Source organism: Halomonas sp. 25-S5 (genome assembly GCF_029889845.1).
GTDB lineage: Bacteria > Pseudomonadota > Gammaproteobacteria > Pseudomonadales > Halomonadaceae > Halomonas.
Genome location: NZ_JARANV010000004.1, coordinates 125,032 through 137,461 on the forward strand (window position 1 = coordinate 125,032; position 12,430 = coordinate 137,461).

A 12,430-nucleotide genomic window follows, 5' to 3' on the forward strand; every position below is an offset into this window, starting at 1 on the left:
TTGAGTCATGCCCCTGCCTGGTCCATGCGGCGTGCCGCTCATTATGATTATCCACTCCGAATCGGAGCGGAACACATGAAATTCATCATACCCGATCCGTAATCGAAGGTTACATGATATTTCCGGATCTCACACGAATGACGGTGTCGCCGCATGTCAACGCTGGTGACCACCTCCTCGGCTTCCTATAATGGCAGCCGCAAGGGAAGGCCTCTTCATCGCCACCATTCCGCCCCCGTTCCCAGCATGGATACCGCGTTTTCATGAAGTTACTCAGAACCCTGGCTGTCTCTCTCCTCTGGCTGCTGGTCTCGCTCTTTGCCGCCGGGGTACTGGGCGTGGTGGGTGCCGCGCTCTATTTCGCCCCCGGCCTGCCCGATGTGCGCCAACTGCAGGACTTCGAGCTGCAGACCCCGCTGCGCATCTTCACGCGCGACGGCAAGCTGATCGGCGAGTTCGGCGAGGAGCGCCGCACCTTGGTGGAGTATGAGGAGATCCCCCAGGAACTCATCGGGGCCCTGCTGGCCGCCGAGGATGCCACCTTCTTCGACCACCGCGGCGTCGACCCCAAGGGCCTGGCGCGTGCCGCGGTAGAGCTGGTGGCCAGCGGCGGCGACATCCAGTCCGGAGGCTCGACCATCACTATGCAGGTGGCGCGCAACTATCTGCTCACTCTGGACAGGACCTTCACTCGCAAGATCCGCGAGATCCTGCTGGCACTGCAGATGGAGCAGATCCTCTCCAAGGAGGAGATCCTCGAGCTCTACGTCAACAAGATCTATCTCGGCAGCGGCGCCTACGGCATCGCCGCCGCCGCGGAGGTCTACTACGACCGGCCCATGGCCGAGCTGACCCTGGCGGAGGCGGCGATGATCGCCGGCCTGCCCAAGGCGCCCTCCGCCTTCAACCCGCTGGCCAACGCCGAGCGCGCGCTGATCCGCCGCAACTGGATCCTGTTCCGCATGCGGGAGTTGGGGATCATCGACCAGGCGGCCTATGACGACGCCGTGCAGGCCCCGGTGACCGCGCGGCGCCACCTGGCCCAGCTCGAGGTGGAAGCCGACTACGTCGCCGAGATGGCTCGCCAGTTCGCCGTGGAGCGTTACGGCGACCGAGCCTACACCGGCGGGTATCGCATCCATACCACCCTGGATAGCGAGCTGCAGCCGCTGGCCGGCCAGGCCCTGGCCAACGGACTGATCACCTATGACACCCGGCACGGCTGGCGTGGCCCCGAGCAGACCGACATCCCGCGCAGCCTGGCCGAGGCCCAGGAGCAGACCGGACGCGAGGGCCTGGAGGAGGAGCTCGCCGAGTCGCCCGAGATCATGCAGACCGCCCGTCGCGCCGCCGAGCGCAGCCAGACCGAGGTCGAGGGTGTCGAGGGCGATGTCAGCAACTGGCTGCAGGTGCTCGAGCGCACCTCCGCCTATGGCCCCCTGCAGCCAGCCATCGTGGTGGAGAACGAAGGCCGCGAGATGCAGGTGCTGGTTCGCGGTGGCGAGCTGCACACCCTCGACTGGGCCGGCCTGGAGTGGGCGCGCCCCTATCGCAGCGCCAGGAGCCGGGGGGCCGCCCCGGGCTCGGCCAGCGAGATTGCCAGCCGCGGCGACCTGGTGCGCATCCTGCAACGGGAAGACGGCAGCTGGCGTCTCTCCCAGCGCCCCGACGCCGAGGGCTCGCTAGTGGCGATGGCCCCCGACACCGGGGCCATCCTGGCCCTGCAGGGCGGCTTCGACTTCGATGCCAGCAAGTTCAACCGCGCCACCCAGGCCCGCCGCCAGTCCGGCTCGATCTTCAAGCCCTTCATCTACCTAGCGGCGATCAACAGCGGCGAGATGAACCCAGCCAGCGTGGTCAACGATGCCCCCGTGGTGGTGCAGGACGGCAGCAACGAGCTATGGCGCCCGGCGAACTCCAGCGGCGATTTCCTCGGCCCGACCCGGCTGCGGGATGCCCTGGCGCACTCGCGCAACCTGGTCACTATCCGCGTGCTGCAGGCCCTGGGGCTGGATCGCACCATCGCGTTCCTCCAGGGCTTCGGCTTCGCCGGCGACCAGCTGCCGCGCGGCCTCTCCCTGGCGCTGGGCAGCGCGAGCCTGACCCCGCTGGAGATGACCAACGCCTATGCGGTGCTGGCCAACGGCGGCTTCAAGGTGTCGCCCTGGTTCATCGAGCGGGTGACCCGCGTCGATGATACCACCGTCATCGACGAGGCCAGCCCGCGCGTCGCCTGTCGCGACTGTCGCGACGGCCAGCAGACCGTCGAGCGCGACGGCGAGACCTTCGAGGTCGCTCCCCGGGTCGCCGACCCCGCCGCCGTCTACATCCTGCGCGACATGCTGCGCGACGTGGTCGAGCGCGGCACCGCGCGCAAGGCCCTGGAGCTCGGCCGCAGCGACATCGTCGGCAAGACGGGCACCACCAACGACCAGCGCGATGCCTGGTTCGCCGGCTTCAACAGCGACCTGGTGACCACCGCCTGGGTGGGCAAGGACGACAACACCCCCACCGCCGAGTACGGCTCCCAGGCCGCCCTGCCGATCTGGATGGACTTCATGGGCCAGGCCCTGGAGGGCCAGCCGGAGCGCTGGCCCGAGCGGCCGGAGAACGTGGTCACCGAGCGGGTCGACCCCGACACCGGTCGCCTGCTGCGCGATGGCCAGGGCGGCGGCATCGAGGAGCTGTTCATGGCCGACCATCTGCCCGGCTTCCAGCCGCGCCGGGTCGAGCGTGAGGTCGAGCGCGAGAGCGGCTCCCAGGGCACCGGCGCCTACGAGGCCATCTTCTAGAACGTCACCCGCACCGGGCGGCAGGGACGCCGCCCGGTCACCACATCCTCGGTTTCCCGACATCCTCAACTGCACACACGACACCGCCGGCCCTGAGGCCGGCGGTGTCGTGTGTGCAGTTGAAGGCGCTAACGCTTAACCACCGTAAACGTCGTCTACGGTCTTCAGCGGATAATGCGAGGGATAGGGCTTGCGTGCCACCCCGGAGTCCACCGCGGCCTGGGCCACCGCCGAGGAGATCCGGTCGAGCAGACGGACATCCACGGGGGTGGGAATGATGTACTCCGGCCCGAAGTGCATCTCGTCCATCTCGTAGGCCTCGAGCACCTCCTTCGGCACCGGCTCGCGGGCGAGATCCTTGAGGGCGTGGACGGCGGCGACCTTCATCTCCTCGTTGATGCGGGTGGCGCGCACGTCGAGCGCCCCGCGGAAGATGAAGGGAAAGCCCAGCACGTTGTTGACCTGGTTGGGGTAATCGGAGCGGCCGGTGGCCATGATCACGTCCGGGCGCGCCTCCCGGGCCACGTCGGGGTGGATCTCCGGGTCGGGGTTGGTGCAGGCGAAGACCACCGGATTGGGGGCCATGCGGCGGATGTGATCGGCACTCATCAGCCCCGGGCCGGAGAGGCCGACGAAGACGTCGGCGCCCTCGATGGCATCGGCCAGGGTGCGCTTGTCGGTCTCCACGGCGAACATCGCCTTGTACTGGTTCAGGTCCTCGCGACCGCTGTGGATCACCCCCTTGCGGTCGAGCATCACGATGTTCTCGGCATGCGCGCCGCAGGAGACCAGCAGCTTCATGCAGGCGATGGCCGCGGCGCCGGCCCCCAGGCAGACGATGCGCGCGCCGTCCAGCGACTTGCCAGCGATGTCCAGGGCATTGAGCATGCCCGCGGCGGTGACGATGGCGGTGCCGTGCTGGTCGTCATGGAACACCGGGATGCTGCACTGCTCGACCAGCGCCTGCTCGATCTCGAAGCACTCCGGGGCCTTGATGTCCTCGAGGTTGATGCCACCCCAGGTGTCGGCGATGCGCGCCACGGTGTCGATGAAGGCCTGCGGGCTCTCGGCGTTGACCTCGATATCCACCGAATTGATGCCGGCAAAGCGCTTGAACAGCACCCCCTTGCCCTCCATCACCGGCTTGCTGGCCAGCGGCCCCAGGTTACCGAGACCGAGGATGGCGCTGCCGTCGGAGATCACGGCCACCAGGTTGCCCTTGCCGGTGTAGAGGTAGGCGTTCTCCGGGTCATTGGCGATCTCGCGAACCGGCTCCGCCACGCCCGGGCTGTAGGCTAGCGAGAGGTCCCGGGCGGTGGCGGTGGGCTTGGTGAGCTCCACCGACAGCTTTCCGGGGATGGGTTTCGCGTGGTAGTCCAGCGCCGCCTTCTTCTTCGCGTCAGTCATGCTGAGAGGATCCGGTAAAACAGTTAGAGACCGGCTAGCGTATACAAAAAGCACGGCGCGCTCAACTCGCCAGACATCCCTCCCTGTTGTACGCTCGTTTGAAGACGTTGCGGCCATTTGCCGACACTTATGGCTAACCCCTCCAGCCACGACGCTTCGCTTATCCCCGCGGCCAGCAGGCGGCCAACGGGAGCGCCGACAGCCGGGCATAAAGAAACCCGCCATGATAGGCGGGTTTCTCGATGGTGCGATGGGCCAGGCGGCTTAGCGCTTGATGGCGGCACCGAAGCGCTTGTTGAAGCGCTCGACGCGACCACCGGTGGTCGCCTGCTTCTGCTTGCCGGTATAGAAGGGGTGGCACTGGGAGCAGACGTCCAGGGAGAAGTCGTGACCGGCGGTGGTGCCGACCTCGAAGGTGGCGCCGCAGGAACAGGTCGCGTTGACCATCTTGTAATCCGGGTGGATACCTTGTTTCATCTTGAGCCTCATAAAGCTGTATGCCGCCACCTGATCTTCTGCCAGGCACCGCATACGGGTTGTCTGTCGATGCGAACCGGTTGCCGCCACGCACCCTCCCACGCACTCTGGGTGTCCGCAGCGGCGGAGCATTCTAGCAGAACCGACGCCGGAGGCCAATTGCCCGATTCCCCCTGCCCGCCCGTGCCACGCGTACTGGGCGTTGCCGTGCCCTCGCCGCTGCGCCGGCTGTTCGACTATCGCCCCTGCGGCGAGTCTCCCCCCGGGGGCTGGCAGCCCGGCCTGCGGGTGCAGGTGCCCTTCGGCCGCCGAGAAGTCGTCGGCGTGGTGGTGGAATGCCGCGACGCAAGCGAGCTGCCGCTGTCGAGTCTCCGGCCGGTGGCGGGCTGCCTCGACGGCGCCCCCCTGCCCGCCGACTGGCTGTGGCTGTGCCGCTTCGCCGCCCGCTATTACCAGCATGCCCTGGGCGACACCCTGCACCAGGCGATGCCGGGGCTGCTGCGCCAGGGCCGGGCGCTCGAGGCCCGCACCCGCGAGCGCTGGTGCGTGACCGTGGCCGGCCATCAGGACGCCCCGCCGGGCCTGGCCCGGGCCCCCCGCCAGGCCGAACTGCTGAGCATGCTGCGCCAGCATCCCCACGGACTGGTCAGCCAGGCGATCCTCGCCCAGTCGTTCAGCCGCGACCAGCTGCGCGCCCTGGCCGACAAGGGCCTGGTGGCCCGTCACGAGGAACCCCTGGCCGCCTCGCCGGCGGCCGAGGGCGACGCGGGGCTGACCGAACCCGCCCTGCCCCTCAACCGTGAGCAGGCGGTGGCGCTGGCCGCCATCCACGAGCGGCTCGACGGCTTCCACCCCTGCCTGCTGCATGGCGTCACCGGCAGCGGCAAGACCGAGGTCTACCTGCAGCTCATCGAGGCGGTCATCGGCCGCCACCGCCAGGCCCTGGTGCTGGTCCCCGAGATCGGCCTGACGCCCCAGAACCTCGCCCGCTTCCGCCGCCGCTTCCGGGCGCCGGTGGTGGCCCTGCACTCGGGGCTCACCGATCACGAGCGCCTCGATGCCTGGGAAGCCGCCGCTAGCGGTCGGGCGCCCATCGTGCTGGGCACCCGCTCGGCCATCTTCACCCCCCTGGCCCGCCCCGGGGTGATCATCGTCGACGAGGAGCACGACGGCTCCTACAAGCAGCAGGACGGCCTGCGCTACCATGCCCGCGACCTGGCCGTGGCCCGTGCCCACCACCACCACATCCCGCTGCTGCTGGGCAGCGCCACGCCGTCGCTGGAGTCCCTGCAGCGGGCGCTGCACGGCGACTACCGCCACCTGCGCCTGACCCGCCGGGCCAGCCGCCATGCCCCGGCCCGCCTCGAGCTCGTCGACCTGCGCGGCCGCCGCCAGGGCGGACTGATCCCGCCGGTGATCGAGACGGTGCGCGAGACCCTGGCCGCCGGCCACCAGGTGCTGGTCTTCATCAACCGTCGCGGCTTCGCCCCCACCCTGGCCTGCCACGCCTGCGGCTGGATGGCCGAGTGCGACCACTGCGATGCCCGCATGACCCTGCACCGACAGCCGCCGCTGCTGGCCTGCCACCACTGCGACCGGCGCCGTGCCCTCCCCGACACCTGCCCCGAGTGTCACAGCGTCGACCTGCGCCCCCTGGGCAGCGGCACCGAGCGCACCGAGGAGACCCTGGCGTCGCTGTTCCCCGAGGTGCCGGTGCACCGCATCGACCGCGACAGCACCCGACGCCGCGACGCCCTCGAGCAGATGCTGGCCGAGGTGCGCCGCGGCGAACCCTGCCTGCTGGTGGGGACCCAGATGCTGGCCAAGGGGCACCACCTGCCCCATGTCACTCTGGTGGTGGTGGTCAATGCCGATGCCGGGCTCTATGCCAGCGACTTCCGGGCGCTGGAGCACAGCGCCCAGCTGCTCGAGCAGGTGGCGGGCCGCGCCGGCCGCGCCGCCCACCCTGGCCGGGTACTCGTGCAGACCCTGCATACCGACGACCCGCACCTGCGCCTGCTGGCCGAGCGTGGCTACGACGCCCTCGCCAGCCAGCTGCTGGAGGAGCGCCGCGCGGCCCGGCTGCCGCCCTTCCGCTTCCTGGCCCTGCTGCGGCTGGAGGCACCCCGCGAGGCGGCCGTGGTCGACTTGGGCGGCCTGGCCGCCGAGGCCCTGCGCCAGCGGATCGGCGAGCGAGGCCTCGAGGTCGACTGCCTGGGGCCGGTCCCGGCCCCCATGGAACGGCGCCAGAACCGCTATCACCTGCAGCTGATGCTGGCCGCCGACCGCCGCAGCCAGCTGCACGAGGCCGGCGCCTGGCTGGTCACCTGGCTCGAGGGCCGCCCCGAAGCACGACGGGTGCGCTGGTCGCTGGACATCGACCCCCAGACCCTGGCCTGAAAGCCGTAAGCCGTAAGCCGTAAGCCCGGAGGCTGTTTTTGGTGCTGCCGATGGCAAGGGCTTTCTCTTGTAGCGTAACGCTTATGGCTTGCAGCTCCGGGCGAAGCCCGGCCGGGCTTTAAAGCCCGGCGCCGATTGCCGATAATGACGCCCCAGACTCGCCCGGCGGTCGCCCCGCACCGCCCACGCCACAGGACACCGGACATTTCCATGAAAGAGACCATCATCGCGCTGCTCGAGGGCGCCCTGGACCACCTCCGGCAGCAGGGCGTGCTGCCCGCCGATCTCGCGCCGAGCATCAAGGTCGACCCGACCCGCGACAAGGCCCACGGCGATTACGCCACCAACCTGGCGCTGATGCTCGCCAAGCCGGCCGGCCGAAAGCCCCGCGAGCTGGCCGAGGCGCTGGTCGCGGCCCTGCCGGCCAGCGACGCCGTGCAGAAGGTGGAGATCGCCGGCCCTGGCTTCGTCAACTTCTTCGCCGCCACCGACGCCGCCGCCCAGGTCGTGCGCCAGGTGCTCGAGGCCGGGGATGCCTATGGCCGCAGCCTCACTGGCCAGGGTCGCCGGGTGCAGGTGGAGTTCGTCTCCGCCAACCCCACCGGGCCGCTGCACGTCGGCCATGGCCGCGGGGCGGCGATCGGCGACTGCATCAGCCGCCTGCTCGAGGCCACCGGCCATGAGGTGACCCGCGAGTTCTACTACAACGACGCCGGCGCCCAGATCAGCAACCTGGCGCGCTCGGTACAGGCGCGGGTCCAGGGTATCGATCCCGGCGACCCGGGCTGGCCGGAGGACGGCTACCGCGGCGGCTACATCATCGACGTGGCCAACGCCTACCTGGCCGGGGAGACGGTGCATGCCGATGACCGTCACGTCACGGCGGCAGGTGACCCGGGCGACCGCGACGCCATCCGCGAGTTCGCCGTGGCCTACCTGCGCCGCGAGCAGGACCTCGACCTCAAGGCCTTCGGCGTGACGTTCGACGTCTACTTCCTGGAGTCCTCGCTCTACGAGCAGGGCAAGGTCGAGGCCACCGCCGCACGGCTGATCGAGAAGGGCCATACCTTTGAACAGGACGGCGCCCTGTGGCTGCGCACCACCGACTTCGGCGACGACAAGGACCGGGTGATGCGCAAGTCCGACGGCCACTACACCTACTTCCTGCCCGACGTCGCCTACCACCTCGACAAGTGGCAGCGCGGCTTTACGACGGTGATCAACGAGCAGGGCGCCGACCACCACTCCACCGTGACCCGGGTACGCGCCGGGCTGCAGGCCCTCGAGGCCGGCATTCCTGAGGGCTGGCCCGACTACGTGCTGCACCAGATGGTGATGGTCACCCGTTCCGGGGTCGAGGTGAAGCTCTCCAAGCGCGCCGGCAGCTACGTCACGGTGCGCGACCTGATTGACGAGGTGGGCCGCGATGCCACCCGCTTCTTCCTGGCGGCGCGGCGCGCCGACTCCCAGCTCACCTTCGACATCGACCTGGCCCGCTCGCAGTCCAACGACAACCCGGTCTACTACGTGCAGTACGCCCACGCCCGGGTGTGCAGCATGCTGCGCAAGGCCGAGGCCGAGGACCGGCCCTTCGACCACGCCCTGGCCATGGCGCAGCTCGCCCTGCTCGACAGCGACCAGGAGAAGGCGCTACTCAACCGCCTGGCCCGCTATCCCGAGGTGATCCAGCACGCCGCCGCCGCCCATGAGCCCCAGCAGATCGCCCAGTACCTGCTCGACCTCGCCGCCGACTTCCACACCTGCTACAACGCGGTGAAGGTGATGGTCGACGAGGATGCCCCGCGCAACGCCCGGCTGGCGCTGGGGCTGGCCACGCGACAGGTCCTGCGCAACGGCCTCGACCTGATGGGTGTCGGCGCGCCCGAGGAGATGTAAGCCATGGCCAGCAGCCGCAAACCGGCCCCCCGCAAGCGCGGCGCCACCAGCAGCCCGCGCCGCCGCGCCGCCTCGCCCCCACGCCGCGGCATCCCGGGCTGGCTGTGGGGCCTGGTCGGCCTGGTGGCCGGCTTCCTGCTGGCCCAGCACCAGCAGGGCATCGCCCCCTGGCAGGAAGGCAGCGACTCGCCGCTGGCCACGGTGCTGACCAAGCCTGGGGACCGCCAGGACTCCCGGGAAGGCGAACCGGCCGCCACCCCCGAGGAGCCGCCGATGCCGACCTTCGAGTTCTACACCCTACTGCCGGAATCCGAGGTGATCGCCCCCGGGGGCAAGGTGCCGGCCTCCACGGCCACCCCGCCGGAGCGCCCCGAGACGCCCGAAGCGGCGACCAGCGACGATCCCATCGCCCAGGTGATCGCCGCCAACATGGAGGCCGACGAGACGACACGGCCCGCCGCGACGAGCGCCTCGGACGCCGATTCTCGCTTCATGCTGCAGGCCGCCTCCTTCCGCGAGGCGGGGGATGCCAGCAAGCTGGCGGGCCGGCTGCGCGACTTCGGCCTGCTCGCCAAGATCAGCGAGGTCAAGGCCGGCGGCGGCGACACCTGGCACCGTGTCCAGGTCGGCCCCTACAGCGACCGGCGCGAACTCAACCGCGCCCAGGACCTGATGGTCACCCAGGGCATCGAGCCGCTGCTGATCCAGCTGCAGAACTGACCCCCCGGACGAGGAAGGCACGACCAAGGTTGAATTCCTCGCCCTCCGCCCGCACTACCTTCCTGAGTTCATCTACGGCGCCCCAGGCCTGCCCGCGGCGCCGCCAGTCATCGGGAGCCCTCAGCTCCCCCAAGGAGTCCCCTCCATGACCACGATCGTTTCCGTGCGCCGCGGTGACCAGGTGGCGCTGGCCGGTGACGGCCAGGTCTCGCTGGGCAATACCGTGATGAAGGGCAACGCCAGCAAGGTGCGCCGCCTCTACCACGGCCAGGTCCTGGCCGGCTTCGCCGGCGGCACCGCCGACGCCTTCACCCTCTTCGAGCGCTTCGAGGCGCAGCTGGAGAAGTACCAGGGCAACCTGGTCAAGGCCGCCGTGGAGCTGGCCAAGGACTGGCGCACCGACCGCGCCCTGCGCCGTCTCGAGGCGCTGCTCGCCGTGGCCAACAAGGACGCCTCGCTGATCATCACCGGCAACGGTGACGTGGTGGAGCCCGAGGGCGGCATCATCGCCATCGGCTCCGGCGGCAACTTCGCCCTGGCCGCCGCCCGTGCCCTGCTCGAGAACACCGACCTCGGTGCCCGCGAGATCACCGAGAAATCACTATCCATCGCCGGTGACATCTGCGTGTTCACCAACCACAACGTCACCCTGGAAGAGCTCTGACCATGACCCGGATGACCCCCCGCGAGATCGTCCACGCCCTGGACCAGTACATCGTCGGCCAGCAGGATGCCAAGCGTGCCGTGGCCATCGCCCTGCGCAACCGCTGGCGTCGCATGCAGATCGACGGCGAGCTGCGCCAGGAGGTGACGCCCAAGAACATCCTGATGATCGGCCCCACCGGCGTGGGCAAGACCGAGATCGCGCGCCGCCTGGCCAAGCTCGCCGGCGCCCCCTTCATCAAGGTCGAGGCCACCAAGTTCACCGAGGTGGGCTATGTGGGCCGCGACGTCGAGTCGATCATCCGTGACCTGACCGAGGCCGCCATCAAGCTGGTGCGCGAGCAGGCCAAGGCCGAGGTGGGCCACCGCGCGGAAGACGCCGCCGAGGAGCGCATCCTCGACGCCCTGCTGCCACCGCCCCGCGGCCAGGAGGACGCGCCCCGCCAGGACAGCTCGACCCGCCAGATCTTCCGCAAGAAGCTGCGCGAGGGACAGCTCGACGACAAGGAGATCGACATCGAGGTCACGCCCCAGGGCTCCGGCGTCGACATCATGACCCCGCCGGGCATGGAGGAGATGACCAGCCAACTGCAGAACCTCTTCGCCGGCATGGGCAAGCAGAAGAGCGAGACGCGCCGGGTGGCGGTGAAGGACGCCTTCGGCCTGTTGCGCGACGAGGAGGCCGGCAAGCTGGTCAACGAGGACGACATCAAGAGCCGCGCCGTCGAGGCGGTGGAGCAGAACGGCATCGTCTTCCTCGACGAGATCGACAAGGTCTGCAAGGGCAGCGGCCAGTCCAGCGGCGGCGAGGTCTCCCGCGAGGGGGTGCAGCGCGACCTGCTGCCGCTGATCGAGGGCTCCACGGTCTCCACCAAGTACGGCATGGTGCGCACCGACCACATCCTGTTCATCGCCTCCGGCGCCTTCCACCTCTCGCGCCCGTCGGACCTGATCCCCGAGTTGCAGGGCCGGCTGCCGATCCGTGTCGAGCTCAACGCCCTGACGCCGGAGGACTTCAAGCGCATCCTCACCGAGCCCTCCGCCGCGCTGACCAAGCAGTACCAGGCGCTGCTGGCCACCGAGGGGCTCGAGGTCGCCTTCACCGAGGACGGCATCGCGCGCATCGCCGAGATCGCCTGGAAGGTCAACGAGGGCACCGAGAACATCGGCGCCCGGCGCCTGCACACCGTGATGGAGCGCCTGCTCGAGGAGGCCTCCTACCTGGGCGGCGACTTCGGCAGCCCGCTGTCGATCGATGCCGCCTACGTCGACTCCCAGCTCGGCGAGCTGGCGATGGACGAGGACCTGTCGCGTTACATTCTTTGAACGAGCTATAAGCTGTAAGCTTGAAGCTGGAAGAACGCCGCTGCGCGGCGAAAGGCTGGAAGACATCACCTCACTTGGGGGTTAACTTCCAGCTTACAGCTTCAGGCTTACGGCTCACCGAAGGTGCTTATGACAGCCCCGATTCCCACCAACGTGCACTACCACCGCAAGGAGCGCGAGCTCGAGCTCACCTACGCCGAGGGCGAGTCCTATCGGCTGCCGGTGGAGTACCTGCGGGTCTTCTCGCCCTCCGCCGAGGTGCGCGGCCATGGCCCCGATACCGCCACCCTGCAGGTGGGCAAGAAGCACGTGGGCCTGAAGGACATCACCCCGGCCGGGCGCTACGCGCTGAAGCTGCACTTCGACGACGGCCACGACAGCGGTCTCTTCAGCTGGGACTACTTCTTTGATCTGATCCGCCGCCGCGAGGCCAACTGGGCCGACTACCTGCGCCGACTGGAAGAGGCCGGCGCCTCCCGGGAGCCCCTGGGCATCGAGATCAAGCAGCTCTGACAGTAGGATTCGTCGCCTGCCCTCCCCTCGGCTGATCCGGCGACAGGCCTGCGAGGGGGCGCTGTGAACCCTTCCCTGGGCGCTACCGACGCCATCCATGGCGTAGGACCCCCTCTTCGGCCTGTCCCCGGCGCCCTCGGGGTCACGTCAGTGACTCCCTGCGTCAAGACAATCGCCGCTGGGGAAGGCTACAATGGCGCCCATCGCGAGGCCGCCAGGCCTCCCCCACCGCAGCG

Annotated in this window: 9 protein-coding genes; 7 read left to right on the forward strand and 2 right to left on the reverse strand. The window is 69.3% G+C overall.

What is annotated here, in order from left to right; translation table 11 throughout:
• Positions 1-263 precede the first annotated feature (263 nt).
• Entirely contained in the window at positions 264-2,792 is a 2,529-nt protein-coding gene (locus OP498_RS04935; protein ID WP_280552815.1) for a penicillin-binding protein 1A, read from the forward strand.
• Positions 2,793-2,927: 135 nt separating this feature from the next.
• Here OP498_RS04935 and OP498_RS04940 read toward each other — a convergent pair whose 3' ends face one another.
• Both OP498_RS04940 and rpmE read right to left on the reverse strand, forming a co-directional pair.
• Complete coding sequence (locus OP498_RS04940; protein ID WP_280552816.1) at positions 2,928-4,199, reverse strand: malic enzyme-like NAD(P)-binding protein; 1,272 nt, start codon at positions 4,197-4,199, stop codon at positions 2,928-2,930.
• Between the two features lie 264 nt (positions 4,200-4,463).
• Positions 4,464-4,676, reverse strand: coding sequence for a 50S ribosomal protein L31 (rpmE, locus tag OP498_RS04945; RefSeq protein ID WP_280552817.1), 213 nt, complete (start codon positions 4,674-4,676; stop codon positions 4,464-4,466).
• 159 nt (positions 4,677-4,835) lie between these two features.
• On the opposite strand from rpmE, the gene OP498_RS04950 reads away from it, so the two are divergent.
• The 6 genes from OP498_RS04950 (at position 4,836) to OP498_RS04975 (ending at position 12,194) form a co-directional block, all read left to right on the forward strand.
• Positions 4,836-7,076: a primosomal protein N' gene (locus OP498_RS04950; protein ID WP_280552818.1), complete on the forward strand. Its 2,241-nt coding sequence runs from the start codon at positions 4,836-4,838 to the stop codon at positions 7,074-7,076.
• 210 nt (positions 7,077-7,286) lie between these two features.
• Entirely contained in the window at positions 7,287-8,972 is a 1,686-nt protein-coding gene (gene argS, locus OP498_RS04955; protein WP_280552819.1) for an arginine--tRNA ligase, read from the forward strand.
• A 3-nt stretch (positions 8,973-8,975) separates the two neighbouring features.
• On the forward strand, positions 8,976-9,692 hold the full coding sequence (locus tag OP498_RS04960) for an SPOR domain-containing protein (RefSeq protein ID WP_280552820.1): 717 nt from the start codon (positions 8,976-8,978) through the stop codon (positions 9,690-9,692).
• A 145-nt stretch (positions 9,693-9,837) separates the two neighbouring features.
• Positions 9,838-10,356 carry an ATP-dependent protease subunit HslV gene (gene hslV / locus OP498_RS04965; RefSeq protein ID WP_280552821.1) on the forward strand — a complete coding sequence of 173 codons (519 nt, stop codon included), beginning with the start codon at positions 9,838-9,840 and terminating at the stop codon, positions 10,354-10,356.
• 2 nt (positions 10,357-10,358) lie between these two features.
• Positions 10,359-11,681, forward strand: a complete 1,323-nt coding sequence (gene hslU / locus OP498_RS04970) for an ATP-dependent protease ATPase subunit HslU (protein ID WP_280552822.1) — start codon at positions 10,359-10,361, stop codon at positions 11,679-11,681.
• A 129-nt stretch (positions 11,682-11,810) separates the two neighbouring features.
• Positions 11,811-12,194, forward strand: coding sequence for a DUF971 domain-containing protein (locus OP498_RS04975; protein ID WP_280546330.1), 384 nt, complete (start codon positions 11,811-11,813; stop codon positions 12,192-12,194).
• The last annotated feature ends 236 nt before the right edge of the window (positions 12,195-12,430 follow it).